This window comes from Nonomuraea sp. NPDC050451, assembly GCF_044458585.1.
Window position 1 is genome coordinate 36,994 of sequence record NZ_JBITHZ010000004.1, and the last position, 24,301, is coordinate 61,294.

A 24,301-nucleotide genomic window follows, 5' to 3' on the forward strand; every position below is an offset into this window, starting at 1 on the left:
ACCTCTTTCCGCGGAATGGTCTTCTGCAAGGTACTCTGGAAATCTTAACCGAGCAATCGCTTGGTTAACTAGGAGGAGGTCCCATGAGACTCGGGGTCACGATGTTCGCCACGGACCTGACCATGCCGGTCCAGGACCTGGCCAGGGCGGCGGAGGAGCGCGGCTTCGACTCCCTCTACGTGCCCGAGCACACCCACATCCCGGTCTCGCGCCGCACCCCTCCCGCGGCGGGGCAGGACGTGCTGCCCGAGGAGTACAAGCGCACGCTCGACCCGCTCGTCGCCCTGTCCTTCGCCGCCGCCGCGACGCGCCGGCTGCGCGTCGGCACCGGCATCCTGCTCGCCGCCCAGCGCGACCCCATCGTGACCGCGAAGGCGATCGCCACGCTCGACCACCTCTCCGGCGGACGCGTCGTGGTCGGGATCGGCTTCGGCTGGAACGTCGAGGAGATCGAGAACCACGGCGTCCCGTACGCGCGCCGCCGCGAGGTGACCAGGCGGAACATGCTCGCCATGCAGGCACTGTGGCGGGACGAGGTGGCCTCGTTCGACGGGTTCGAGCCGTCCTGGTGCTGGCCCAAGCCGCTCCAGGAGCCGCCGGTGTACGTGGGCGGCGCGGCGGGGCCGAAGCTCTTCGCCCACGTCGCCGAGTACGCCGAGGGCTGGATGCCGATCGGCGGCAAGGGGATCAGGGCCGCGCTGCCGATGCTCCGCGAGGCGTGCGAGAAGGCCGGGCGGCCGATGGCCAAGGTGATCCCGTTCGGGACGCTGCCGACCAGAGAGAAGCTCGACTATTTCGCCGGGCTCGGCATCGAGGAGGCGGTGGCCACCCTGCCCAGCGCGCCTGCGGACACGGTGTTGCCGATCCTTGATGATTATGCGCGACTGATCGATTCCCCGGCATAATCAGGAAATATGTCCGCACTCCGAGCCGATGATCCGCGACAGCTGGGATCGTACCGCCTGTTGCGCAGGCTCGGCCAAGGCGGACAGGGCGTCGTCTACCTGGGCCACTCCGAGCAGGGCGCCCAGGTCGCGATCAAGCTGCTGCACGCGAGCCTGTCCGGCGACCCGGACGTGCGGCGCAGGTTCCTGGGCGAGGTCGAGGCGGTCCGCAGGGTGGCCGCGTTCTGCACGGCGCAGCTGCTCGACGCCGATCTCGAGGGCGACCGGCCCTACCTGGTCAGCGAGTACGTCGACGGCCCCTCGCTCCTGGAGCACGTGGTCGCCAAGGGGCCGCGCCTGGGCGGGTCGCTCGAACGCCTGGCCATCGGCACCGCCACCGCGCTCGGGGCCATCCACCGGGCCGGGGTGGTCCACCGGGACCTCAAGCCGGGCAACGTGCTGCTCGGGCTCGACGGGCCGCGGGTGATCGACTTCGGGGTGTCCCGGCTCATGGACACCACGGCCACCACCAACGCGATGCCCGTCGGCACCCCGGCGTACCTGTCGCCCGAGCGCATCAAGGGCGAGCCCGCCGGACCGCCCGCCGACTTGTGGGCGTGGGGGCTGACCGTCGCGTACACGGCCACGGGGCGGCACGCGTACACGGCGGACACCTACCAGGAGGTCCTGGCCAGGATCCTGTACGGGAAGGCGGACCTCGGGCCGCTGACCGGGCGGCTGCGGGAGATCGTGGAGGCCTGCCTGGCGCCGGAGCCGGGGAAGCGGCCGGACGCGGAGGAGGTGCTGCGCCGCCTGCTGGGGCAGGCGGCCGGAGGTGGCGACGTGCTGTCCTCGGGCGCCCAGGCCGCCGTGGGCCCGTCCGCCCGTGTCTCGTCCATCATCGGGTCAGACGGGGCGCTCGCCGATCGCGAGCTGAGCACCGCCGGACTCCGGCTGGTCATGGAGACCGCGCCCGACGGCGAGCCGGGGCGCATCCACGACCCCGACCCCACCACGAGCTTCCCCGCCGTCAACCGCGACACCGCTCCCGTGCCCCCGCCCCGCCGGCGGGTGAAGATCTGGCAGGTCGCCGTGGCCGCGGCGGGCGTGGCCATGGCGGTGGCGGGGTTCGTGTTCTGGCTGCGTGGGGCCCAGGGGCCGGGCCTGGAGGGCACGTGGACGGGCTCGGCCGAGCACTTCACCGCCCAGCGGGTCTTCCCCGTCGAGCTGCGCCTGGGCCCCGACGGCGACGGCGGGGCCATGCTGTGGGGCGCGGACCTGCACTGCTCGGGACGGCTGTCGCGGACCGGGAGCGGGACGGTCTTCACTCTTGACCGGGTCACCGGCAACGAGTGCTATCCCGGGACATTGCGGATGATCCCGACGTCGGCATCGAACCAGATGGACATCAAGGTGACGCGCGAAGGTAAGGACGAGGTGACCTATTCGGGCACGGTCACCCGGGCATCCTGACCAGCTGTGTCACGGTCAGGCGGCGATTGCCCTGACCACCGTTGACTCGGGGCGGCCCGTTGCTTTCAGTAGAAAGCAGGCGAGGGTGGCGGCGAGGGGAGACGCCCGTGCCGACGGCGCAGCCGCTCAGAACGGGGGACCCACAGCGACTCGGACAGTACGAGCTGTCCGGGCGGCTGGGTGAAGGTGGACAAGGCGCGGTCTTCCTCGGCTGGAGGAGCGGGGAGACCTACGCGGTCAAGCTGCTGCACGGACCCGTGGGTGACGAGCGGGCGGCGTTCCTGCGGGAAGTCGAGCTGGCCAAGCACGTGGCGAGGTTCTGCACCGCCCAGGTGATCGACGCCGGGTTCGACGAGGGGCGTCCGTACATCGTCAGCGAATACGTCGACGGGCCGTCGCTGCACAGGGAGGTCGCGCTCACCGGGCCGCGGCGGGGCGGGGCGCTGGAGCGGCTGGCGGTCAGCACGGTGACCGCGCTCACGGCCATCCACCGGGCCGGGATCGTGCACCGGGACTTCAAGCCACAGAACGTGCTGCTCGGCTCCGACGGGCCGCGCGTCATCGACTTCGGCCTGGCCAAGGCGCTGGACGCGGCGGCCACGGTGAGCGGGCGCGGGGTGGGCACGCCCGCCTACATGGCGCCCGAGCAGATCACGGCGTCAGCCGTCACGGGGGCCGCGGACGTGTTCTCGTGGGGCGCGACCATGTGCTTCGCGGCCAACGCCACGGCGCCGTTCGGGCAGGACTCGGTCGCGCCGGTGCTGCACCGCATCCTGACCGCGTCGCCCGAGCTGGGCCGCCTGGACGGGCGGCTGCGGACCCTCGTGGAGGCGTGCCTGGACAAGGACGCGCGAAACCGGCCCACCAGCAGGGACCTGCTGTTCGAGCTGCTGGGGGAGTCGGAGGTGCCGCCGGAGGTGCTGAGCTCGCCGCCGGCCCACATCCTGCGGGTCCCGCCGCTGGTGCCCGAGCAGCGCTCGTCGGAGCGGTCGCCGATGGCCGCGCCGGAGGCCACGGGCAGGTCCGGCGGCTACCTGCTGCCCGAGTCCCGCGCCGGCGCGTCCGCGCCCACGGAAGAGGCCGGCGCGTCCACGCCCACAGAGGAGAGCGTGTCCGCGCCCGCGTCGTTACCCGCCGGCTCCGGCCCGGGGAACGGTCCACCACCGGCGGGGGCGTCCAAGGTCGCCTGGCCCAGGGCCGCCATCGCGGTCTGCGCGGCCCTGCTGGTGACGGCCGCCGTGCTGCTCACCGCCCACATACCCACGGCGAACAGCGGCGACCGGCCCCAGGCGCCGCAGGGGGCCGGTCCGTCGGTCCCCCCGCGGTCGGATCCGGTGAAATCCCGGCCTCCAGCGGACAAGACGACCGCGCAGAAGCTCCCGCTCAAGACCACGGGGACGCTGGAGGCGCGCGGGCCCACGGCGCAGCCGCCGGTGGTGCGCCCGGTCCCGGTCCCGGCCCTGGCGGGGATGGACAAGGGCGCGGCCACGAAGGCGATCAAGCAGGCCGGACTGGTGCTCGGCACCGTCACCCAGCTCGACTCGCCGAAGAGGATCGGCCAGGTCCTCAGCGCCCAGCCCGCCCCGGGCATGCTGGTGACCAGGGGCAGCAAGGTCTCGCTGGAGGTGTCGGCCGGGCTGGCCGTGCCGGCGGTCACGGGCCTGCAGCGCAAGTCCGCGGAGAGCGCCCTCACCGACGCGGGCCTGGCGGTGGGCGCCGTCACCCGCTCCTGCACCGACCGGCCGGACGGGCAGGTGCTCTCCACGGAGCCCAAGGCGGGCCGGCGCGTCACGGGCGGCACCTCGGTGGCGCTCACCGTCGCGCGCAACGGCACCACGGTCCCGTCGGCCGTCGGCCAGGCACTGGAGGACGGGCGGGCGGCGCTGATCGCGGCCGGGTTCACGGTGCGGACGAAGGGCCAGGTCGTGGACGACGAGTCGCGGGTGGGCACGGTCCTCGACCAGAGCCTCCAGCCCGGCACCTGCGCCAAGCCGGGAAGCGCGATCGAGATCGCCTTCGGCCTGGCCGCCCAGTCGGGCCCGGACCCGGGTGAGCCGGGGGAGACCCCCACCGCCGGCCCGACCTCCGGCGAGTGACCTTCCGCGAGGTCACTGCAGGGCGTCGGCCGTCAGCCCGGCGACGAAGGAACGGTTCCTGCCAGGGTGACGGTCTCGCCGTGCAGCCGCGACCTCTCGGCAGCCCAGGCGATGAGATGGCTGTGCAGGCTCTCGCCCGGCGAGGAGAGGATCGAGGAGCGGTCTCTGGTGGCGACCGCGGTCAGGAACGCGTCGACCAGCGCCTCGTCACCGCCCCCGTGGCCGCCCCGGGCCGTCGAGTCCCCCGTGGGGCGGGTGTCGACGGTCTCCTCGCGGCCGGTGACGAAGTCGAAGAGGGTCAGGCGGTCGCCGTCGCCCTCGATCCAGCCCCGCGTGCCGAAGATCCGGGTCTGCCGGTGGAGCGCGGGGGTGAAGCCGGTCATGGTGAACGACGCGGTCGTGCCGCCCTCGAACTCCATGTTCACGACCTGGTGGTCGACCACGTCGTTGTCGCAGGCGTACACGCATCGGCCGTACGGGCCCGTCCTGAGCGCCTCCAGCACGCCGGCCTCGGAGACGTCGTCGGTGAGCACCGACACCGGCCACTCCGCGCGCCCGGCCAGCGGCAGGTAGATGCGTTTGGCCGAGTACGGGCACGTCGACTCGACCGCGCAGTCCAGGCAGCGGTCGGCGGCGCCCTCCGGGCGGTTCTCCGGGCGGAAGTGCTTGAGCCCGCCGAACGACGACACGCGCGTGACCTGCTTGCCGGTGACGTGCACCAGCCAGTCGAGGTCGTGGCTCGACTTGGCCAGCAGCATGAACGTGGACTCGTCGGTGCGGCGCCAGTTGCCCCGCACGTAGGAGTGCGCCTGGTGCCACCACCCGACCGGCTCCAGGTGCTGGACGCTGACGATCTCGCCGATCCTGCCCTCGTCCAGCAGCGCCTTCAGCGCCCGCGTGTACGGCGTGTACCGCAGCACGTGGCAGACGGCGAAGACGGCGTCGGAGCGTCCGGCGGCCTCGACGATGCGCCGGCAGTCGTCCTCGGAGACCGCCATCGGCTTCTCCAGCAGGATGTCGTAGCCCAGCTCGGCGAAGCGCACCGCGGGCTCGACGTGGTCCCTGTCCTGGGTCGAGATGATCACCGCGTCCGCCTGGCGGGGGAGCGCGGCCAGCTCCCGCCAGTCCGCGTACGGCTCGGCCTCCGGGAACCTGGCGCGGCGGGCCGCCAGCGGATCGGCCACCGCGACCACCCGCGCCCGGCCGCTCCCGGCGGCGTGGCGGGCGTAGGAGGTCCCCCGCGAACCCGCGCCGACGACGGCGAGCGTGACCATTGCGCCTCCCACATATGTAAGTAGTTCACGTATGTCGGCCGATGCTAGGATCCTGGCTGTCGCTCGTCAATGGGGAGTCACAGCGGAGTTATGAGAAAGGGTCTCATAAGTTGACCGAGCTTCGCCCAGGTGACGCGTCCCTGCTGCGCAAGGTGAACACCCAGGTCACGCTCAGGGCGCTGCGCCGCGAGGGCGTGGCCACGCTGACCCGGCTCGGCCGCATCACCGGGCTGTCCAGGCAGACGGTGGAGGCGGTGCTCGACGAGCTCGGCGAGCGCGGCTACGTCACGGAGCTGCCGCCCGACGAGGGCGTGATGGGGCGGCCGGCGCGGCGGTTCGGGTTCCGCGCGGACGCCGGCCACGTGGTGGGCGTGGAGGTCGGGGGCGACGGGATCGTGGCCGCGCTGGCCGATCTCAACGGCGAGGTGATCGCCTGGGAGCGGGCCGAGGTCTCTGGCGACGCCGCGGCCCACGAGCGGCTGGAGGCGGCCCGGCGTACGTCACTGAAGTGCGTGGATGGCGCGGGCGTCGCGCGCAAGCGGGTCTGGGCGGTCGCGGCGGGCACCCCGGGCATCGTGGACCGCACCGGCCGGGTGACCCTGTCGATCACGCTGCCCGGCTGGACGGGCGTGGACCTGGCGGAGCTGGCCGGGCGCTGGTTCGACTGCACGGCGCTGGCCGCCAACGACGCCAACCTGGCCGCGCTCGCCGAGCACTGGCGCGGCAGCGCGCAGCACGCCTCCGACGTCGTGTACGTGCTCATCGGCCACCGGGCGGGCGCGGGCATCCTCATCGGCGGGCGGCTGCACCCGGGGCGCAACGGCGCCGCGGGCGAGATCGGCACGCTGCGCCAGGTCGGCTGGGAGGACGCGGCCCGCGAGCTGGTCAAGGACGCCTCGGCGGCCGAGGTGTTCGAGGCGGCGCTGGCGGGCGACCGCGACGCGGCGCGGCGGGTCGACCGCTACGCCGAGAACCTCGCGATCGGCGCCTCGGCGCTCGCGCTGGCCGTCGACCCCGACCTGCTGGTGCTGGGCGGCGGTCACTCGCAGGCGGGCGACGTGCTGCTCGAACCGCTCCGCCGGCACCTGGCCGAGCTGTGCGTGAGCGTGCCGGAGGTGGTGGCCTCCACGTTCGGGGACGAGGGTGTGGCGCTGGGCGCCGTACGCCTCGCGCTCGACCATGTCGAACGGGAGGTGCTGGGTCTCTAGAAAGCCCGGCAGGCCTCCAGCAGCACCTCGCGGACCTGCTCCTCCGGCAGGTCCATGGTCCTGACCGCGCCCCACTGCAGCGCGCCGAGCAGGGCCCAGCTCTTCAGCCTGGTCTCCGGGCCGGGGTCGGGGCCCACCAGCCTGCCGAAGATCTCGTCCCTGAACGTCCTGACCGTCGCGCGCTCCGAGTCCGGCGAGCCGGGGTCCTCGGCGGCCAGGTCCTCCATGAACAGGCGGATCACCGAACGGTAGCGCACCGCGAAGGTCACCAGCGCGTCGACGAACGCCTCCCTGCTGGGGAAGTCGGTCCCGAGCAGCGCCAGCATGTCGTCCCCCGCCGGGGCGAGCAGCTCGGAGGCCAGGCGGTCTTTCGGGTGGAAGTGGTAGGCGACGGCGGTCTTGGTCAGTCCCACGGCCGCGGCGATGTCGGCCAGCGAGGTGCCCGCGTAACCGCGCTCGGCGAACAGCTCTCTGGCCGCGGCCAGGATCCGGGTCCGGGTGTCGTCGGGTGTGGTCATCATCTCATTTCCATGCGATGGATCCCCCTCCGGATATTTCCTGCTTTATCGTAGTCCTGTACGACCGTACAGGACGGCCGTCGAGAGGGACTTGGGCGATGACGCGGTTTCTTGGGCGGCTGGGCGGCTGGTGCGCGCGGCACGGACGGTTGGTGCTGGCGTTATGGGTGGTCGTGGCGGCCGCGCTGATGGGCGGGAGCCTCGTGCTCGGCAGCCCGGTCAGCAACGACGTGACGATTCCCGGCACCGACGCGCAGCGGGCGCACGACCTGATGAAGACCGGCTTCGGGCCGGGGTACGACACCGGCGGGACGGTGCAGCTCGTCCTCTACTCCGCCGGCGGGCCGCTCGTCGAGAAGCCGCGCAAGAAGGCCGTCGAGGACGTCCTGGCGCGCCTGCGCACGATGCCGCACGTCGTCGGGGTGGACACCCCGTTCAGGCGCGGTGGCATCTCCGCCAACCTGCAGATCGGGCTCATCGCCATCCGCCTGCAGGGCCACGACGGCACCAAGGTCGCCGATAACACGCGGGCGCTGTCGAAGGCGGCCGACCCGGTGCGGGCCGCCGGGATCGAGGTGGTGGCGGCCGACAGTTCCACCCCCGCCGACAAGGACATCAAGACCGGGCCCAGCGAGATCATCGGCGTGGTGTGCGCGCTGCTGGTGCTGGTGTTCGCGTTCGGGACGCTGGCGGCCGCGCTGGTGCCGATCTTCACGGCCCTGGTCAGCGTCGCCACGGGGCTCGGCGTGATCGGGCTGCTCGGACACGTGCTCGACGTGCCCAAGCAGGCGGGCATCATGGCCACGATGATCGGGCTGGGCGTGGGCATCGACTACGCGCTGTTCCTGCTGTCCCGGCACCGGCGGCTGCTGGCCGACGGGGTGCCGGTGGTGGAGTCCGTACGGCGGACCGTGGCCAGCTCGGGCGGGGCCGTGGTGTTCGCGGGCGGCACGGTGATGATCGCGCTGACCGCGCTCATGCTGGGCGGGTTCCCGCTGCTGGCGACGCTCGGCTGGATCACCGGCATCTCGGTCGTCACCGCCGTGCTGACCTCGGTCACCCTCGTCCCCGCCCTGCTGGGAGTGCTCGGCCACCGGATCAACGCGCTCAAGGTGCCGTTCCTGCGCGGTGGCGGTTCGTCCGGCTCCGGATGGGCCGGCCTGGGGGCGTGGGTGGCGCGCCGGCCGTGGCAGGTGCTGTTCGGCAGCGTGCTGGCGCTGGGCCTGCTGGCCGCCCCGGCGCTGGCCTTGAAGCTCGGGCCGCTCGACGACGGTTACGGCGCCAAGGGCTCGGAGCCCAGGCGGGCCTACGAGCTGATGGCCGCCGGCTTCGGCCCCGGCATCAACGGCCCGCTGCTCGTGGTCGCCGAACTGCCCGCCAAGGTGGCCAAGGAGAAGGACCCGGTCGTCGACCAGATCGCCCGCGAGGTCGGCGACGTCGACGGCGTCGCGCACGTGGCCACCCCCAAGGTCAACTCCTCGGGCCGTTCGGTGCTGCTCCAGGTCGTCACCGAGTACAAGCCCAGCGACCCGCGGGCCTCCGACGTGGTCAAGGACATCAGGGCCGTCTCGATGCCCGGGGTGAGCGTGCACGTCGGCGGCAAGGTGGCGGCCATGACCGACGCGGGCACCCGGATGTCCGAGCGCACCCCGCTGGTCATCGGCGTGGTGGTGCTGCTGAGCGCCCTGCTCCTGCTGTTCGCCTTCCGTGCGCCCGTCGTCGCGGTGAAGGCCGCGGTGATGAACCTGATCTCGCTCGGCGCCGCCTTCGGCGCGCTCGCCCTGGTGTTCTCGATCGGCCTGGGCAGCCGCCTGGTGGGCATGGACGCCCCGGCCAGCTCCTCGTACCTGGAGACGGTCTTCTTCTCGGTGCCGATCGAGAGCTATGTGCCGCTGATGCTGTTCGCGGTGCTGTTCGGGCTGTCGATGGACTACGAGGTGTTCCTGCTGACGGCGGTGCGGCAGGCGTACCTGCGGCACGGGGACAACGCGCGGGCGGTGGCGGAGGGGCTCGGTTCGACGGGGCGGGTCATCACGTCGGCCGCCCTGATCATGGTGGCCGTGTTCGTGGCGTTCATCGCGTACCCGGACCCGATGGTGAAGACGTTCGGGGTGGGGCTGGCGGTGGCCATCGCGGTGGACGCCACGATCATCAGGGGATTCCTGGTGCCGGCGACGATGGTGCTGCTGGGGCGGCTCAACTGGTGGTGCCCGCGCTGGCTGGACCGCCTCCTGCCGAACCTCTCGGTGGAGGGGCACGAGGAGGAGGAGCGGTCCGCGTCCGAGCGGCCCGAGCCGGTCAAGCTGGGGGTCTAGCCACCTCCTCAGTCCGTGTCGGCGAGGTTGCAGGCGGGGACCCAGCCGACGATGCCGGTGGCCGCGTTGCGGCCGTGGTGCCACAGGATGCTGTCGAAGTAGTCGTCGCACTGGTAGTGGCCGCGCTCCTCCGACCAGTCCGACTCGAAGCCCTGGCCCGGGTAGCCGAAGCCGACGAGGACGGCGTCGCGTCGCGGCTCGCTCCAGATGACCACGCCGACGGCGGCGAAGTCGTACACGCCCTTGGCTCCGGCGGGCGCCGGGCCGGTCATGGCCACGGCCGTCAGAATCGTGGCCATGGTGGCTCGCCGGACGCGCACCCTGAGTCTTCTCTCGGTCATGACACTCAGAGTAAGAGTGACGTGACGTCGGGTGTTCGTATTTCAGAAGGTGATGACGGTACGCGCCACCGAACCCTCCCGTACGTGGGCCACGGCGTCGTTGATCCGGTCGAGCGGCAGGCGTTCGGAGATGAGGCCGTCGAGGTCGAGGCGGCCCCGCAGGTACTGCTCGGCCAGCATGGGCAGGTCGCGCTGGGGCGCGGCGTCGCCGCCCTGGGTGCCCATGAGGCGGCGGGAGGCGAACAGCAGGCCGGGGTCCACCTCCACGGCCTGGCCCTGGGGCGGGCTGCCGACCATGACCGTGGTGCCGCCGGACTGGGTCGCGGCGAAGGCCCTGGCCAGGACGCCGGGTGCGCCCGTCGCGTCGAAGGCGTGGTCGACGCCGCCCTTCACCAGCTCGTCCACCTGCCGGGGCAGGTCGTCGGCCACGATCGTGTGGGTGGCGCCGAAGCGCTCGGCCAGCTTGAGCTTCTGCTCGGCCACGTCGGCGGCGATGATCGTGGTGGCGCCCGCGAGCACCGCGCCCTGGATGACGTTGAGGCCGACGCCGCCGCAGCCGACGACGAGGACGCTGGCGCCGGGCGGGACCTTGGCGACGTTCATGACCGCGCCGATGCCGGTGACGACTCCGCAGGCCAGCAGGCACATGGCGTCCAGGGCCGCGTCTTTCGCGATTTTCACGCACATGGCCTCGGTGACGACCGCGTACTCGGCGAACGAGCCGATGCCGATGAAGCGGCGGGTCTCCTGGCCGTCCAAGGTGATCCTGGGCGCGCCACCCATGATCGTCTGGAACCTGACGGGGCCCGAGCACAGGTGGAACCGGCCCGCCCCGCAGTTGCGGCACCGCCCGCAGGGGCCGTTCATCGAGATGATGACGTGGTCGCCGGGCCGGACGCCGGTGACGCCCGCGCCGACGCTCTCCACCACTCCGGCGCTCTCGTGCCCGAGGATGAACGGCAGCCTGCTGACCACGGGGCTCTTGCCGTCGATGGCCTTGAGATCGGAGCCGCACACGCCCGACGCCTTGATCTGCACGCGGACCTCGCCCGGACCCGGGTCGGCGATCTCCACCTCGCGGATCTCCATGGGGGCGTGGAAGCCGGTCAGGACGGCCGCGCGCATCAACATGCGCCACACGGTAACCCGGCCTTGTGATTGCGAGCAAGCGGTTGCTCGGGTAGCCCCGTTGACACTCTCCCTGGGCGAATTTACGCTCGGCGCAAAACCAAGCGAGCGCTAGGCCAATTTTGCGGGAGGCCAGGATGGTACGGCGGGTCGCGGCGGCACTCACGGTAACAACGTTGCTCGTCTCCGGGTGCGCGGCCCAGCAGAAGAGCGCGGTCGGTTCGGCGGCGCCCGGAGTGACCGGTACGACGATCAAGGTCGGCGGCGTGCTGACCAAGACCAGCGCCAGCGGCTACTCGACCAAGGACGCCGAGATCGGGGCGAAGGCCAGGTTCGAGCGGGCCAACGCCGAGGGCGGCGTGAACGGGCGGAAGATCGAGTTCATCGGCGCGGAGGACGACGGCCAGGACGCGGCCAAGGGCGACGCTGCCGCCAAGAAGCTCGTCCAGAAGGACCAGGTCTTCGCCCTCGTCCCCGTGCACGCCCCGAACTTCGGCGGCGCCGCCTTCCTGGAGCAGCAGGGCGTGCCCTGGTTCGGCTGGGCGACCGGCCCGCAGTGGTGCGGCACGAAGACCGGCTTCGGCTACAACGGCTGCCTGGCCCCCAAACAGGGCGCGGGCTCCCAGACGTGGTGGGGCCGGCAGCTGGCCGACCTGCTCGGCGGCGCCGAGGGCAAGAGCGTGTACGTCCAGACCTCCGACTCCAGCGGCAGCAAGTACGGCGGCACCACCATCTCCCAGTCGTTCACCGCCGCCGGATTCAAGCTGGTCGGCGTGAACTCCGGCCTCCCGGCCGCCGCACCACCCCCTGACTGGCTCCCGTACGTCAACAAGATCATGACTTCGAACGGCGGCAAGGCCCCCGACGTCGTGGTCTCCGTGATCGCGGGCACCAAGTTCAACGTCGGCCTGTACTCGGCGCTCAAGCGGGCCGGCTACAAGGGCGTGCTCACCGACGCGACCAGCTACGACGCCGCCATCCTCAAGGACCAGGCCAGCGCGCAGGCCCTGGAGGGCGTGATCGCGGCGCCGATGTTCGAGCCGTTCGAGTCCACCGCCCCCGAGATCGCCCGGTTCAAGCAGGACGTCGAGAAGGTCGCGCCGGGCGCCGTGCCCACCCAGCACATGGCGATCGGCTACTGGTCGGCCGACATCTTCCTCGACATGCTCGGCAAGGCCGGCAAGGACCTCACCCGCGAGAAGTTCCTGGCCACCGGCAACGGCGACTACCTCTACGAGAACGCCGGGTTCGGCAGGATCCAGTACCCCAAGGACCACAGCGAGCCGAACGGCTGCGGCGCCCTGGTCAAGCTGGAGAAAGGCGCCTTCCAGGTGGCCAAGAGCATGAAGTGCTTCGACAACGTGCCGCTCAAATGATCCTTGGATACGTGCTCAGCGGCCTGGTCACCGGGGCGATCTTCGCGGTCATGGGGTCGGGCCTGACGCTGTCGTACGCGGCCACCGGGGTGTTCAACTTCGCCCACGGCGCCGTCGGATTCCTGTCCGCCCTGCTGTTCTACGAGCTCAACCAGGCGGCCGGGCTGCCCGCGTGGCTGTCGGCCCTGGTGTCGGTGGTGTTGTTCGCGCCCGCGCTCGGCTACGTGCTGCACAAGACCATGTTCGGCGGGCTCGCGCAGGCGGGCGAGACCGCGCAGATCGTCGCCACGATCGGCCTGACGATCGCGCTGCCCGCGCTGGGCCTGCTGGTCGTGGACCTGGCCGGGCTGCCGAGCGCGGACGCGACCTCGCTGCCGCGCGGTGTCGGCCCGCATCCGGCGCTCTCCTTCGAGGTGCTCGGGGCCCGGCTGGACACCGACCAGCTCATCACGTTCGGCTTCTCGGCGGTGGCGGCGGCCGGGCTGTGGGCGTTCATGCGGCATTCGCCGTACGGGCTGCGCATGCGGGCCGCCGTGGACCGGCGCCGCCTGGCCACGCTCCGGGGCATCGACGCGGACGCCACCTCGGCGCTGGCCTGGATGCTCGGCTCGGGGCTCGCCGGGCTCGCCGGGGTGCTGGCCGTGTCCGTGCTGGGGCTGGACGCGACGGCGTACACGGTGCTGCTGTTCGCCTCGGCGACGGCGGCGGTGTTCGGGCGGCTGCGCTCGATCCCGTGGACGTTCGCGGCCGGGCTGGCGCTCGGCGTGGTCCAGAACCTGGTCGCCGGATACACCGACTTCCTCGAAGAGGTCACCGGGCTGCGCACGGCCGTGCCGGTGATCCTGCTGTTCGCCGGGCTCGTCCTGCTGAACAGGTCGCGCGAGCGGGTCGCGGGCAGCGCGGCCGAGGACGCGCCCCCGCCCGACCACCTGGCGGGGCTGCCGCCCTGGCGCCGCAGGATGCCCTGGGCGCTCGGCCTGGCCGCGCTGCTCGGGTTCACGTTCCTCGCGTCCGAGTACTACGTGGGCGTGGCCGCGCAGGGACTGGTGCTGGCGCTGATCTTCTGCTCGTTCGTGGTGGTGACCGGCATCGGCGGCATGGTCAACCTGGCCCAGGCCGCCTTCGCCTCGATGGCGGCGCTGACCTGTGGATGGGCGTTCTCGTCCGGGCTGCCGTTCTTCGTGGCGATCGTGCTGGGCGTGCTGGCGGCCGCCGCCGTCGGCATGCTGGTGGCGCTGCCCGCGCTGCGGCTGGGCGGGCGGGTGCTGACGCTGGCCACGCTGGCCATGGCGCTGCTGGCCGACCAGGTGCTGTTCCAGGTGGACGCGTTCAGCAACGGGACCATCGGGTGGCCGGTGCCCGCGCTGGGGCTCGGCTTCGCGGACACCTCGGATCCGCGGGTGCGGGTGGTGGTGCTGCTCGTGCTGATCGGGGCGGTCGCCCTGCTCGTACGGAACCTCGAAAGGTCGGCCTCCGGGCGGGCGATCCTCGCGGTCAGGTCGGCCCCCGCCGCAGCGACGACGTCCGGGCTGTCGGCGCCCCGTACCAAGATCGTGCTCTTCGCGCTCGCGTCGGCGATCGCCGGGCTGGGCGGCGTGCTGTTCGCCGTCTCCAAGGGCTCGATCACCGCCACCGACCTGCCGGCGTTCTCCGGGTTTGTGTGGCTGGCCGTGGTGGTGCTCCAGGGCGTGCGCCGCGTCGGCGGCGCGGTGCTCGGCGGCCTGATCGCGGTGGCCGTGCCCGAACTGCTCGCCACGTGGGGCGTGTCCGCGCACGTCGGGGCGATCCTGTTCGGGGCGGGCGGTGTGATCCTGGCCAAGCACCCCGACGGGGTGCTCACCCAGCTCGCCGAGCTCCGCCACCGCCGCGGCGCCCCGCCGGAATGGGCCCCGTCGGAGCCGGTCCCCGCGCCGCCGCCCGTGCAGGTGGACGGGCCGCTGTTCAGGCTGGAGGGCGTGGTCGCCGGTTACGCGGACAGTACGGTGCTGCGCGGCGTGGACCTGGCCGTCCGGCCCGGCGAGGTGGTCGCGCTGCTCGGCGCCAACGGGGCGGGCAAGTCGACGACCTGCGCGGTGGCCGCCGGCGACCTGGCCGTCACCAGCGGCCGGATCCTGCTGGACGGCGAGGACGTCACCGCCTGGCCCGCCCACCGCAGGGCCCGCGCGGGCATCCTGCTCGCGCCCGAGGGCCGGGGCGTGTTCCCCGGGCTCACGGTGGAGGAGAACCTGCGGACTTGGCTGCCCGACCCGGGCCCCGTCTACGAGCGCCTGCCGCAGCTCGCCGAGCGCCGCGCCGTGCTCGCCGGCGCCCTGTCCGGCGGCGAGCAGCAGCTGCTCACGCTCGCGCCCGCGCTGGTGCGGCCGCCGCGGGTGCTCATCGCCGACGAGCCGTCGCTGGGGCTGGCCCCGATGATGGTGCGGCAGGTGTTCGACGTGTTCGCCGAGCTGCGTTCTCGTGGCGTGGCACTGCTGCTGGTCGAGGAGAAGGCCACCGAGGCGCTGGCCATCGCCGACCGGGTGGCGTTCATGCGGCTGGGGCGCGTCACCTGGGAGGGGCCGCGCTCGGAAGTGGACAGCGAGCGGCTGACCGCCGCCTACCTGGGGGTGCGGTGACATGCTGGCCGTGGAGGGCGTGTCGGTGGCGTTCGGCGGGGTCAGGGCGCTGGACCAGGTGTCGTTCGAGGTCGCGGCGGGTCAGGTGTGCGGGGTGATCGGGCCGAACGGGGCCGGGAAGACGACGCTGTTCGACGTGGTGTCGGGGCTGCGCCGGCCCAGCGAGGGCCGGGTCAGCGTGGCGGGGCGGGACCTGACCGGCGTGTCCCCGGTCCGGCGGGCCAGGGCCGGGGTGCGGCGCACGTTCCAGCGGACCCAGGTCTTCGGCCGGCTCACCGTGGCCGGCAACGTGCTGGCCGCGCTCGACTGGCACGGCGGCGGTGGCGGGCTCGCCGCCGACCTGGTCGGCTGGCCCGCCCGCCGCCGGCTGGAGCGGGAGCGCGGCGAGCGCGTGGCCGAGGTGCTGGAGCTGTGCGGGCTCACCCCGCTGCGCGACGCGTACGCCGCCGCGCTCCCCGTCGGGCAGCGCCGGCTCGTCGAGCTGGCCAGGGCCCTGGCCGACCGCCCCCGCCTCCTGCTGCTGGACGAGCCCACCTCGGGCCTGGACGCCTCCCAGACGGCACGCCTGGGAGAGGTCGTCAAGGCGCTGGACACGACCGTGCTCCTGGTCGAGCACGACATGGGCTTCGTCATGGACACCTGCGACCGGATCATCGTGCTGGACCTCGGCAGGGTGATCGCCGCCGGCGCGCCAGCCGAGATCCGGGAGGACCCGGTCGTCAGGGCCGCCTACCTAGGCTGAGTGGCGCTCGGTGAACGACAGGATGCGGCGCCAGGAGTCCTGGCACGCGTCCGCCCACTCGGCGTACGTGCGGTCGAAGAACGAGTGGGGCGCGCCCTCGTAGACGACCTTCTCGTGCTCCGTGCCCACCCGGTCGAGCGCCGCCTCGAAGGCGTCGAACTGCTCGGGCGTGGTCGCCGTGTCCGCGCCCGCGAGGAGCATCAGGAGGGGCGCGCCGGGCCCGGCCGTCGGCTCCTCGATGGCGCGCAGCGCGCCGTAGAAGCCGATGCCGCCGGCCAGGCCGTTCCCCTCGTACGCCTGCCGCCACGAGTGGGCGCCGCCCATGCAGAAGCCGACCGTGAAGACCGGGCCCTCGAGCTGCTCGGTGGCCGCCCTGGCGTCGGCCCTGACGTGCTCGGCCTTGAGCTGCCCGACGTGCTTCATGAAGTCGAAGTCGTCGTCCCGCTCGCCGAGACCCGCCGTGCGGCCGAAGTAGTCGATCGCGATCGTACGGAAGCCCGCCTCGGCGAAGCGCACCGCGAGGTCGCGGTAGTACGGGTGCAGCCCGCGCACGTCGGGCAGGATCACCACGCTGCGGCCGTTCGGCTCGGCGGGCTCGGCCCGGTAGGCGAGCAGCCGGTTGCCGTCGGCGGCCGTCAGCTCTATCTGCTCGTGAGAGGCCACCTCGCCCTGGATCGGCGGTGCGGGCGGCCTGCTGTCGGTGGAATGGCACATGAGGCCAGCATGCCCACCGTGATTCCGGCTATCCAGGTACTGGGAGGGTCAGGCTCGGCGTGTCCCGTCAGGGCTGTCCACGGGCAGACTTGTACCCATGAACCGGGAACTCGGGGCATTTCTCCAGGCCCGCAGGAGCGAGGTCACGCCCGAGGAGGTGGGCCTGGCGAGCGGGCCGCGCCGGCGGGTGCGCGGGCTGCGCCGCGAGGAGCTGGCCGAGCTGGCGGGCATCAGCGTCGAATACCTCGTACGCCTCGAACAGGGGCGGACCGCCCAGCCGTCCGCGTCCGTGATGGAGTCGCTGGCCAGGGCGCTGGACCTGAGCGAGGCCGAGCGGACGCACCTGTTCGACCTGGCCGCGCCGCGACCGCGCAGGCCGCGCCCGTCCGGCGGGGTGCGGCGGGAGCTGGTGGAGCTCATCGACCGGATGACGGACGTCCCGGCCATGATCTTCGACCACCGGCTCGACCTGCTCGCCTGGAACCGGCTGGCCGACGCGCTCTTCCCCGGCCTCTGCCGGCCCGGCGCCAACCTGGCCAGGTACAACTTCCTCACCGAGCCCGACCTGTACGCCGACCGCGAGGAGGTGCTCCGGGCCACGGTCGGGCAGCTCCGCCTCGCCACCGGCCGCCACGCCGACGACCCGGCGCTGACCGCCCTGATCGGCGAGCTGTCGGTGCACAGTCAACGCTTCCGCACCCTCTGGGCCGGTCGCGTCGTCAAGGAGCGCACCAACGGGGTCAAGCGGTTCACGCATCCGGTGGTGGGCGAGCTGGCGCTGCGTTACGAGACGTTCGACCTGCCGGGCGGATCGGGGCAGCGGCTGAGCCTGCTCCACCCCGAGCCGGGCGGCGCCAACGAGGAGTCGCTGCGGCTGCTCGCCTCGTGGTCCGCCTAGTAGGGTCCGCCTAGTAGGTGGGGGCGGTGCGGAACGCCTCGATGAGGTGCGCGCGTACCCTGGCCACCGCGGGTTTCGCCAGCGCGCCCGAGCGGACGGCCAGGTAGCCGGTGTTGATCGGGGCCTCGTCCGGCTCTGCCAGCGTGACCAGCGTGCCCGCCGCCAGGTCGCGGCGGCACAGGTAGGCGGGCAGCACGGAGACGCCCATCCCGGCCCTGACGGCGCTGAGCACGCCGCGCAGATCGGGGATGACGACCTGCGCCGCCATCGCGGGCCGCCTGCCGAACACGGAGCGCCAGTAGCGGCGCACGATGGGCAGGTCCTCGGCGTAGGCCACCAGCGGCACCGCCGCCAGCTCCCTCGGCCCCACCCCGGCGAGCGCCAGGGACGGGGCGGCGACCAGCAGGAACTCCTCGTCGTAGAGGGGGTCCGCGTGCACACCGCGCACCCGGGGCCGGATCGTGGAGATCACCAGGTCCAGGCGCCCGGCCGCGAGGTCCGCCAGGAGGTCGTCGGACAGCCCGAGCGTCGTGCGCAGCCGCAGCCCGGAGCGCACCAGCGGGGCGAGCATCGGCATCACCTCCTCGCACAGGAACTCGGCGGGCCCGCCCAGGTGCACGGCCGCGTCCGAGGGCAGCTCCGACTCCACCACCCCGTCCAGGGCGTCCAGCGAGGGCGCCACCCGGCGGGCCAGCTCGTCGGCGGCGGGCGTGGGCGCCACCCCGCGCGGCAGCCGGTCGAACAGCGGCCGGTCCAGCACCGACTCCAGCGTCTTGACCTGCGCCGTCACGGCCGGCTGCGACAGGCCGAGGGTCTGCGCGGCGGCCGTGATGGAGCCGGTCCTGTGCACCGCGAGGAACGTCCGCAGCAGGTCGAGCGAGATTGGCGACATATCACTATTCTGATACCTAAGGCGATATTTCGTTATTTGTTACTTATGGCGGGCCCGGGCGACGATGTGAGACATGAACAAGCGCATTCTGATAGCCCTGACCAGCCATGACGACCTCGGCGGCGTGGAGCGGACCGGATACTACGTGCCGGAAGCGGCCCACCCCTGGGAGATCTTCCGCAAGGCCGGCTACGAGGTGGACGTCGCCAGCGTGCGGGGCGGGCAGCCGCCCCAGGACGGGTTCGACGCCGGCGACCAGACCCAGGTGGCCTTCCTCGCGGAGATCGGGCAGCGGGACACCGACCGCCTCGCGGACGTCGACGCCTCCCGTTACGACGCCGTGCTCTACGCCGGAGGCCACGGCACCATGTGGGACTTCCCCGACGACCCGGACGTCATCCGCGTCGGGCGCGAGGTGTACGAGCGGGGCGGCGTGGTGGCGGCGGTCTGCCACGGCCCGTCCGCGCTGGTGAACCTGACCCTCTCCGACGGCTCGTACCTGGTGGCGGGCAAGCGGGTGGCGGCCTTCACCAACGAGGAGGAGCGGCTGCGCGGCGTGGCCGACGTGGTGCCGTTCCTGCTGGCGGACAAACTGGTCGAGCGTGGCGCCGAGCACGAGCCGGGCGCCAACTGGCAGGCTCAGGTCGTGGTGGACGGCAGGCTCGCCACCGGCCAGAACCCGGCCAGCGCAGCGCCGCTCGCGGAGCGCGTCCTCGACGTCCTCGCCGAACGGCGGGGCTGAGGAGCGGAATCGCCGCCGGATGGCGGTTGTTTGCCACGGCGCGGGCTCTGACCATCGAGGAGTGGCCCCATGGAAGGAATAACAGATGGCATTCCACCCCAACCTCGACCCAGAGATCCGCGCCTTTCTCGAGCGGACTCCGCTCCCGGCGTTCGACACGGCGAACATGACGCCCGAGGAGCTGCCCGGGCACCGTGCGCAGATCAACGCGTTCCTCGCGGCCGCGCCGCCGGCCAATACCGACGTGGTGATCGAGGACCGGCACGTGCCGGGGCCTGACGGCGCTCCCGACGTGCGGGTACGGATCTACCGCCCGGCGGGCGACGCCGAGGGGCGGCCGGGTCTGTACTGGATCCACGGCGGGGGGATGATCATCGGCACGCCCGAGATCGACGAGGCGATGATGATCGGCTACGTCGAGGAGCTCGGGTGCGTGGCGGTCTCCGTCGACTACCGGCTGGCGCCCGAGAATCCCCATCCCGCGCCGGTCGAGGACTGCTACGCCGGGCTGGTGTGGACCGCCAAGGCGGCGGGCGAGCTGGGCATCGACCCGGCCAGGATCGTGGTCGGCGGCGCCAGCGCGGGCGGCGGGCTGGCCGCCGCCACCGTGCTGCTGGCCCGAGACCGGGGCGGCCCCGACGTGGCGTTCCAGCTGCTCGTCTGCCCGATGCTGGACGACCGCAACATCACCCCGTCCAGCCACGAGTTCACCGAGGCCGTGGTCTGGGACCGGAGCGCGAACCTCTTCGGCTGGACCGCCCTGCTGGGCGACCGGATCGGCACCGACGACGTGCCCCCGTACGCGGCCCCCGCCAGGGCCACGGATCTGGCCGGGCTGCCGCCGGCGTTCATCGACGTCGGTGAGCTGGAGGTGTTCAGGGACGAGGACGTCGACTACGCGCTGCGGCTGTCGCAGGCGGGCGTGTCCACCGAGCTCCACCTCTACCCGGGGGCGTTCCACGGGTTCGACGGGATGGTCCCGGACGCCGAGCTCTCCAAGCGGGCGCGGGCGGCCCGGCTGGCGGCGCTCAAGCGGGCGTACGGGCTCTAAGGGCTCAAGCGGGCGTACGGGCTCTTAAGGGCTCAAGCGGGCGTGCCGGACCTGAGGTTGGCGCGCAGCCGTACCAGGGCGAGGGCCAGGTGGGCGCGCAGGCGGCCGGCCGCGTCGGCGAGCGAGAAGCCCAGCACGGACTCGGCCCGGGCGATGCGCGCGGCCATCGAGCTGTGGTGCAGGTGCACGGTGGCGGCCGCGCCGCGGACGGAGCCCGCCAGGCACAGCGCCCGCACCGCCGCCAGGGACTCCTCGCCGAGCCGCTCCATCGCCCGGACGTCGGCCAGCCCCGCGACCGCCGGCTCCGGCAGGTCGGCGAACAGCGCCAGGGCACCCAGCTCCGACCAGCGCATCACACGATCGTGCGGGCCGGTGAAGCGGAGCGCGGTCCGCGCGCCGGCCCACGACTCGGCCGCCCGCGCGCCCGGCAGCTCGGGTCCGATGCCCACCCGCGACCCCTCGGGAAGGTCGCGGGGCAGGGTGGTCGCCACCAGGACCGCTTCCGTGTCACCGATCCTGGTGGCGCGCACCTGGTGACCCATGGCGCGCAGGCCGGCGGCCAGCCCCCGGTCCGGCCCCCGGTCCGGCAGGGCGATCGCCAGGGCCTGGAGCGGGGCGGAGGGGGCGAAGCCGAGCAGGCGCAGGGCGCGGGCGCGTTCGGCCTCGTCGGTCTCGGCCGACAGCACCAGCTCCACCAGCGCGGGGTCCTGGCCAGACCGCGCCAGCGCGGCCGCGCGTTCCAGGGTGACCTCGGCGGCCACCGCGTACCGTTCGAGGACGATCTCGTCGAGCCCGTGCGCCGGCCCCTCGCGCTCCATCCAGACCGCCCCGAGCCCGTCGCTCAGCTCCCTGACCTGGGCTGGGGCCTCGGCGGGCGTGTCCACGGCGCCGCGGGGCGACGTGCGGGTGCGGCGGCCGGTGGCCGCGTCGAGCAGCCCGACCGGGCATTGCGCCAGCCGCGCCGTGGCCGCGAGCAGCGTGGGCACGCTCACGTGGTCGCGAAGCAGCGAGTCGAAGTAGGCGATCACCCGCACCGCGCTCTCCGCGTCGGCGTCGAGCGTGGACAGCTTCAGCAGCAGTCCCTGCATGGCCAACAGACTATGTCCGCAAACCGCTGTTCGAGCTACCAAGCGTGCGCTAGGTTGGTTATGTGGATCTCGACTTCTCCCCGGCCGAGCAGGGCTTCCGCGCCGAGGTTCGCGACTGGCTGCGCGCGCACGTGCCGGGATCGCTGCCGTCCATGGACACCTCCGAGGGCTTCGCCGCGCACCGCGCCTGGGAGGCGCTGCTGGCGGACGTGCGGCTGTCCGTCGTCTCCTGGCCCGAGAACTACGGCGGGCGCGGCGCCTCCCTGATCGAGTGGCTGATCTTCGAGGAGGAGTACTGGGCCGCCGGAGCCCCCGCCCGGGTCACCCAGAACGGCATCTTCCTGCTGGGCCCCTCGCTGATGCGCTTCGGCACGCCAGATCAGCGCAGACGGTGGCTGCCGAGGATGGCCAGAGGCGACGACGTGTGGGCCCAGGCCTGGTCGGAGCCGGAGGCGGGCAGCGACCTGGCCGCCCTCACCTCCCGCGCCGAGCCCGTGCCCGGCGGCTGGCGCCTGTACGGGCACAAGACGTGGAGCTCGCGGGCCGCCTACGCCACCCACGGGTTCGGCCTGTTCCGCACGTCGGGGACGCGGCACAAGGGACTGACGTACTTCCTCTTCCCCCTCTCGGACGTCGCCGTGCGGCCGATCGCGCAGCTCGACGGGCTGCCGGGGTTCGCGGAGCTGCACTTCGACGGGGTGTTCACGGCCGATTCGATGGTGCTCGGCGAGGTCGGCGAGGGCTGGCGGGTCGCGATGGCCACCACGTCCTCCGAACGCGGCCTCACCCTGCGCAGCCCCGGCCGCTTCCTGGCCACGGCCGACCGGCTGGTCGCGCTGGCCCGCGCCTCGGGCGACCCCGTGGCGGCCGACCGGGCCGCCAGGTGCTGGGTCGAGGCGGAGGCGTACCGGCTGCACACGTTCGCGACGGCGCGGCGGCTCATGGCGGGGGAGGAGATCGGGTCCGCGGCCAGCATGGGGAAGGTGTTCTGGTCCGAGCTGGACCTGCGCATGCACGCCCTGGCCATGGAGCTGCTGGGGGACCGGGCCGGGGAGGAGGGCTGGCTGGACGGGTTCCTGTTCTCGCTGGCCGGGCCCATCTACGCGGGCACGAACGAGATCCAGCGCAACATCATCGCCGAGCGGGTCCTGGGGCTGCCGAGATGAACTTCGGATTCACCGACGAGCAGCTCGCGCTGGCCGCCACTGTGCGGGACGTGCTGCGGGCGCACTGCCCACCGGCCGCGCTGAGGTCCGAGCGGCGGCCGGCCTGGGAGCAGCTGGCCGCGCTGGGGTTCTTCGGCCTGCTGGTGCCTCCCGAGTCCGACGGGCTGGGGCTCGGGCTGGCCGACGTCCTGCCCGCGCTGGAGGAGACCGGGCGGGCATGCCTGCCTGGGCCGGTCGTCGAGACCGCCGTGGTGGCGCCGTACCTGCTGCCGGACAACCCCAAGCTGGCCTCCGGCGCCCTGTGCGTCGCCGTGCTGCCGCCGGGGCAGGCGTACGCGCCGGACGCCGACCTGGCCGACCTGCTGCTGGTGGCCCGGGACGACGGGTGGCGCCTGGTCGCCAGGGAGTCCGTACGCCTCGTGCCCAGGACCGGGGTGGACGCGTGCCGTCCCGTGTTCGAGGTGGCCTTCGACGAGTCCGAGGAGCTGGGCGGCTCGGTCGCGCCGGCGCTGCGGCGGGCCACGGTGGCGACGGCGGCGCAGCTCGTCGGGGTCGCCAGGGAGCTGCTCGGGGTCACTGTCGCCTACGCGCGGGTCCGGACGCAGTTCGGCGCGGCGATCGGGTCGTTCCAGGCGGTCAAGCACCAGCTCGCCGACGCCGCCGTGGCGGTGGAGTTCGCCGCGCCGCTGGTGCACCGGGCGGCCCTGTCGGTGGACCGGGCCGTCGAGAGCGCCGACCGGGACGTGAGCGCCGCCAAGGCCGCCGCCGGCGAGGCCGCCGTGCTGGCGGCCCGGGTGGCGCTGCAGGCGCACGGCGCTATCGGGTACACCGAGGAGCTGGACCTGCGGTTCTGGCTCGCGCGGGCCTGGTCGCTGTCGGCCGCGTACGGCACCACGGCGGCGCACCGGGAACGCGTCCGCACCGCCCTCCTGGGCGACGACCCGCGGAGGTGGCCATGAAATACGGGGTGCCGCTCGGACTGGTGCATCCGGCCGCGTGGAAGGACGTGGCGGTGGCGGCGGACGAGCTGGGGTTCGAGTCGGTGTGGCTGCCCGAGCACCTCGTCTTCGCCACCGACCTGTCGCTCGCCCACTACCCGGGCACGTCCGACCCGGGGATCAAGCCCGGCACGCCACTGTTCGACGCGCCCGCGTACCTGTGCTGGCTCGCCGCCCTCACCTCCCGCGTCAGGCTCGGTACGGCGGTGCAGCTCCTCGCCCTGCGCCACCCCTTCGTCTCCGCCCGCGCGTTCGCCACCCTGGACGTGGTCTCGTCGGGGCGGGCGATCTGCGGGGTCGGCGCGGGCTGGTACCGGGGCGAGTGGGAGGCGGCCGGCGTCGAGTTCCGCACCCGGGGAGCCCGGCTGGACGAGGCGATCGAGGTCGTCAGGCGGCTCTGGAGCGAGCCGGTGGTCGCCCACTCCGGGAGGTTCTACTCCTTTCCTGAAGTCGCGTTCGAGCCCAAGCCGGTGCAGCCGCGGCTGCCGGTGCTCGCGGGCGGGGAGTCGGCCGCCGCGCTGCGCCGGGCCGCGCGGCTGTGCGACGGGTGGATCAGCATGCCGCACACCCTCGAGTCCATCAAGCCGCAGCTCGACCGGCTGGGGGCGGGGGTGCCGGTGACCGCGCACGCGTACGCGCTGGCCTCGCCCGACGAGGTGCCCGCCTGGGCGGCGCTGGGCGTGGAGCGGCTGATCGTACGGCCCTGGAGCCGCAGCCGGGACGCGGTGTCCCGGCTGGCGGCCTTCGCCGCCGACTACGGGGTCGGCGACGTGGCGTGAGGGTCG

The 24,301-nt window shown here is 73.1% G+C and carries 21 protein-coding genes; 14 read left to right on the forward strand and 7 right to left on the reverse strand.

Translation table 11 applies throughout. From position 1 onward, the window contains the following. The first annotated feature begins 83 nt into the window (after window positions 1-83). The 3 genes from ACIBI9_RS15175 (at window position 84) to ACIBI9_RS15185 (ending at window position 4,453) form a co-directional block, all read left to right on the forward strand. Window positions 84-905, forward strand: a complete 822-nt coding sequence (locus tag ACIBI9_RS15175) for an LLM class F420-dependent oxidoreductase (protein ID WP_397222640.1) — start codon at window positions 84-86, stop codon at window positions 903-905. Between the two features lie 9 nt (window positions 906-914). Then, window positions 915-2,357 (forward strand): serine/threonine-protein kinase, encoded by a 1,443-nt coding sequence (locus ACIBI9_RS15180; protein WP_397222641.1) that lies wholly within the window; start codon window positions 915-917, stop codon window positions 2,355-2,357. A 107-nt stretch (window positions 2,358-2,464) separates the two neighbouring features. Further along, a complete protein-coding gene (locus ACIBI9_RS15185) occupies window positions 2,465-4,453 on the forward strand; it encodes a PASTA domain-containing protein (RefSeq protein WP_397222642.1) in 1,989 nt (662 codons plus the stop codon). Between the two features lie 32 nt (window positions 4,454-4,485). On the opposite strand, the gene ACIBI9_RS15190 is transcribed toward ACIBI9_RS15185, so the two are convergent. Continuing rightward, on the reverse strand, window positions 4,486-5,727 hold the full coding sequence (locus ACIBI9_RS15190) for a Gfo/Idh/MocA family protein (RefSeq protein WP_397222645.1): 1,242 nt from the start codon (window positions 5,725-5,727) through the stop codon (window positions 4,486-4,488). 110 nt (window positions 5,728-5,837) lie between these two features. Between ACIBI9_RS15190 and ACIBI9_RS15195 the strand changes: the two genes are divergently transcribed. Next, complete coding sequence (locus ACIBI9_RS15195; protein WP_397222646.1) at window positions 5,838-6,935, forward strand: ROK family transcriptional regulator; 1,098 nt, start codon at window positions 5,838-5,840, stop codon at window positions 6,933-6,935. Here the strand turns inward: ACIBI9_RS15195 and ACIBI9_RS15200 are convergent. Further along, complete coding sequence (locus tag ACIBI9_RS15200) at window positions 6,932-7,456, reverse strand: TetR family transcriptional regulator (RefSeq protein WP_397222648.1); 525 nt, start codon at window positions 7,454-7,456, stop codon at window positions 6,932-6,934. The two genes, ACIBI9_RS15195 and ACIBI9_RS15200, sit on opposite strands and share 4 nt — an antisense overlap. Window positions 7,457-7,551: 95 nt before the next feature. Between ACIBI9_RS15200 and ACIBI9_RS15205 the strand changes: the two genes are divergently transcribed. Next, on the forward strand, window positions 7,552-9,768 hold the full coding sequence (locus ACIBI9_RS15205; RefSeq protein ID WP_397222649.1) for an MMPL family transporter: 2,217 nt from the start codon (window positions 7,552-7,554) through the stop codon (window positions 9,766-9,768). 8 nt (window positions 9,769-9,776) lie between these two features. Here the strand turns inward: ACIBI9_RS15205 and ACIBI9_RS15210 are convergent, their stop codons facing one another. Together ACIBI9_RS15210 and ACIBI9_RS15215 are read right to left on the reverse strand one after the other, a co-directional pair. Further along, window positions 9,777-10,109, reverse strand: a complete 333-nt coding sequence (locus ACIBI9_RS15210; protein WP_397222650.1) for a hypothetical protein — start codon at window positions 10,107-10,109, stop codon at window positions 9,777-9,779. A gap of 42 nt (window positions 10,110-10,151) precedes the next feature. Then, window positions 10,152-11,240, reverse strand: a complete 1,089-nt coding sequence (locus ACIBI9_RS15215; protein ID WP_397222651.1) for an alcohol dehydrogenase catalytic domain-containing protein — start codon at window positions 11,238-11,240, stop codon at window positions 10,152-10,154. Between the two features lie 134 nt (window positions 11,241-11,374). On the opposite strand from ACIBI9_RS15215, the gene ACIBI9_RS15220 reads away from it, so the two are divergent. Genes ACIBI9_RS15220 through ACIBI9_RS15230 form a run of 3 tightly spaced genes read left to right on the forward strand, consistent with a single transcriptional unit; the run spans window position 11,375 to window position 15,967 of the window. Next, window positions 11,375-12,613 (forward strand): ABC transporter substrate-binding protein, encoded by a 1,239-nt coding sequence (locus tag ACIBI9_RS15220; RefSeq protein ID WP_397222652.1) that lies wholly within the window; start codon window positions 11,375-11,377, stop codon window positions 12,611-12,613. Beyond that, window positions 12,610-15,225, forward strand: coding sequence for an ATP-binding cassette domain-containing protein (locus ACIBI9_RS15225; protein ID WP_397222653.1), 2,616 nt, complete (start codon window positions 12,610-12,612; stop codon window positions 15,223-15,225). The genes ACIBI9_RS15220 and ACIBI9_RS15225 overlap by 4 nt, the downstream gene beginning before the upstream one ends. 1 nt (window position 15,226) lies before the next feature. Next, window positions 15,227-15,967 carry an ABC transporter ATP-binding protein gene (locus tag ACIBI9_RS15230; protein ID WP_397222654.1) on the forward strand — a complete coding sequence of 247 codons (741 nt, stop codon included), beginning with the start codon at window positions 15,227-15,229 and terminating at the stop codon, window positions 15,965-15,967. On the opposite strand, the gene ACIBI9_RS15235 is transcribed toward ACIBI9_RS15230, so the two are convergent. Next, window positions 15,959-16,681, reverse strand: coding sequence for a dienelactone hydrolase family protein (locus ACIBI9_RS15235; RefSeq protein ID WP_397222655.1), 723 nt, complete (start codon window positions 16,679-16,681; stop codon window positions 15,959-15,961). The genes ACIBI9_RS15230 and ACIBI9_RS15235 overlap by 9 nt on opposite strands. A gap of 97 nt (window positions 16,682-16,778) precedes the next feature. Here ACIBI9_RS15235 and ACIBI9_RS15240 point away from each other — a divergent pair, with 97 nt between their 5' ends. Beyond that, the gene (locus tag ACIBI9_RS15240) at window positions 16,779-17,579 is read left to right on the forward strand and encodes a helix-turn-helix transcriptional regulator (protein WP_397222656.1); all 801 of its coding nucleotides are present in this window, start codon (window positions 16,779-16,781) and stop codon (window positions 17,577-17,579) included. Window positions 17,580-17,589: 10 nt separating this feature from the next. Here the strand turns inward: ACIBI9_RS15240 and ACIBI9_RS15245 are convergent, their stop codons facing one another. Continuing rightward, the gene (locus tag ACIBI9_RS15245; protein ID WP_397222657.1) at window positions 17,590-18,471 is read right to left on the reverse strand and encodes a LysR family transcriptional regulator; all 882 of its coding nucleotides are present in this window, start codon (window positions 18,469-18,471) and stop codon (window positions 17,590-17,592) included. A 73-nt stretch (window positions 18,472-18,544) separates the two neighbouring features. Here ACIBI9_RS15245 and ACIBI9_RS15250 point away from each other — a divergent pair, with 73 nt between their 5' ends. Continuing rightward, entirely contained in the window at window positions 18,545-19,213 is a 669-nt protein-coding gene (locus ACIBI9_RS15250; RefSeq protein WP_397222658.1) for a type 1 glutamine amidotransferase domain-containing protein, read from the forward strand. Between the two features lie 85 nt (window positions 19,214-19,298). Continuing rightward, the gene (locus ACIBI9_RS15255; protein ID WP_397222659.1) at window positions 19,299-20,264 is read left to right on the forward strand and encodes an alpha/beta hydrolase; all 966 of its coding nucleotides are present in this window, start codon (window positions 19,299-19,301) and stop codon (window positions 20,262-20,264) included. Window positions 20,265-20,296: 32 nt separating this feature from the next. Here ACIBI9_RS15255 and ACIBI9_RS15260 read toward each other — a convergent pair whose 3' ends face one another. Then, window positions 20,297-21,352, reverse strand: a complete 1,056-nt coding sequence (locus tag ACIBI9_RS15260; RefSeq protein WP_397222661.1) for a helix-turn-helix domain-containing protein — start codon at window positions 21,350-21,352, stop codon at window positions 20,297-20,299. 62 nt (window positions 21,353-21,414) lie between these two features. On the opposite strand from ACIBI9_RS15260, the gene ACIBI9_RS15265 reads away from it, so the two are divergent. Genes ACIBI9_RS15265 through ACIBI9_RS15275 form a run of 3 tightly spaced genes read left to right on the forward strand, consistent with a single transcriptional unit; the run spans window position 21,415 to window position 24,295 of the window. Continuing rightward, window positions 21,415-22,518, forward strand: coding sequence for an acyl-CoA dehydrogenase family protein (locus ACIBI9_RS15265; RefSeq protein ID WP_397222662.1), 1,104 nt, complete (start codon window positions 21,415-21,417; stop codon window positions 22,516-22,518). After that, complete coding sequence (locus ACIBI9_RS15270) at window positions 22,515-23,477, forward strand: acyl-CoA dehydrogenase family protein (RefSeq protein WP_397222663.1); 963 nt, start codon at window positions 22,515-22,517, stop codon at window positions 23,475-23,477. Before ACIBI9_RS15265 ends, ACIBI9_RS15270 begins: the two co-directional genes overlap by 4 nt. Further along, complete coding sequence (locus ACIBI9_RS15275) at window positions 23,474-24,295, forward strand: TIGR03619 family F420-dependent LLM class oxidoreductase (RefSeq protein ID WP_397222664.1); 822 nt, start codon at window positions 23,474-23,476, stop codon at window positions 24,293-24,295. Before ACIBI9_RS15270 ends, ACIBI9_RS15275 begins: the two co-directional genes overlap by 4 nt. The last annotated feature ends 6 nt before the right edge of the window (window positions 24,296-24,301 follow it).

What these genes read in the sequence shown, in the direction of transcription:
- ACIBI9_RS15175 (WP_397222640.1), top strand. Translation starts at nt 84, where the DNA reads ATGAGACTCGGGGTCACGATGTTCGCCACGGACCTGACCATGCCGGTC.
- ACIBI9_RS15180 (WP_397222641.1), top strand. Translation starts at nt 915, where the DNA reads ATGTCCGCACTCCGAGCCGATGATCCGCGACAGCTGGGATCGTACCGC.
- ACIBI9_RS15190 (WP_397222645.1), bottom strand. Translation starts at nt 5,727, where the DNA reads ATGGTCACGCTCGCCGTCGTCGGCGCGGGTTCGCGGGGGACCTCCTAC.
- ACIBI9_RS15200 (WP_397222648.1), bottom strand. Translation starts at nt 7,456, where the DNA reads ATGATGACCACACCCGACGACACCCGGACCCGGATCCTGGCCGCGGCC.
- ACIBI9_RS15205 (WP_397222649.1), top strand. Translation starts at nt 7,552, where the DNA reads ATGACGCGGTTTCTTGGGCGGCTGGGCGGCTGGTGCGCGCGGCACGGA.
- ACIBI9_RS15210 (WP_397222650.1), bottom strand. Translation starts at nt 10,109, where the DNA reads ATGACCGAGAGAAGACTCAGGGTGCGCGTCCGGCGAGCCACCATGGCC.
- ACIBI9_RS15215 (WP_397222651.1), bottom strand. Translation starts at nt 11,240, where the DNA reads ATGTTGATGCGCGCGGCCGTCCTGACCGGCTTCCACGCCCCCATGGAG.
- ACIBI9_RS15220 (WP_397222652.1), top strand. Translation starts at nt 11,375, where the DNA reads ATGGTACGGCGGGTCGCGGCGGCACTCACGGTAACAACGTTGCTCGTC.
- ACIBI9_RS15225 (WP_397222653.1), top strand. Translation starts at nt 12,610, where the DNA reads ATGATCCTTGGATACGTGCTCAGCGGCCTGGTCACCGGGGCGATCTTC.
- ACIBI9_RS15230 (WP_397222654.1), top strand. Translation starts at nt 15,227, where the DNA reads ATGCTGGCCGTGGAGGGCGTGTCGGTGGCGTTCGGCGGGGTCAGGGCG.
- ACIBI9_RS15235 (WP_397222655.1), bottom strand. Translation starts at nt 16,681, where the DNA reads ATGTGCCATTCCACCGACAGCAGGCCGCCCGCACCGCCGATCCAGGGC.
- ACIBI9_RS15240 (WP_397222656.1), top strand. Translation starts at nt 16,779, where the DNA reads ATGAACCGGGAACTCGGGGCATTTCTCCAGGCCCGCAGGAGCGAGGTC.
- ACIBI9_RS15245 (WP_397222657.1), bottom strand. Translation starts at nt 18,471, where the DNA reads ATGTCGCCAATCTCGCTCGACCTGCTGCGGACGTTCCTCGCGGTGCAC.
- ACIBI9_RS15250 (WP_397222658.1), top strand. Translation starts at nt 18,545, where the DNA reads ATGAACAAGCGCATTCTGATAGCCCTGACCAGCCATGACGACCTCGGC.
- ACIBI9_RS15255 (WP_397222659.1), top strand. Translation starts at nt 19,299, where the DNA reads ATGGCATTCCACCCCAACCTCGACCCAGAGATCCGCGCCTTTCTCGAG.
- ACIBI9_RS15260 (WP_397222661.1), bottom strand. Translation starts at nt 21,352, where the DNA reads ATGCAGGGACTGCTGCTGAAGCTGTCCACGCTCGACGCCGACGCGGAG.
- ACIBI9_RS15270 (WP_397222663.1), top strand. Translation starts at nt 22,515, where the DNA reads ATGAACTTCGGATTCACCGACGAGCAGCTCGCGCTGGCCGCCACTGTG.
- ACIBI9_RS15275 (WP_397222664.1), top strand. Translation starts at nt 23,474, where the DNA reads ATGAAATACGGGGTGCCGCTCGGACTGGTGCATCCGGCCGCGTGGAAG.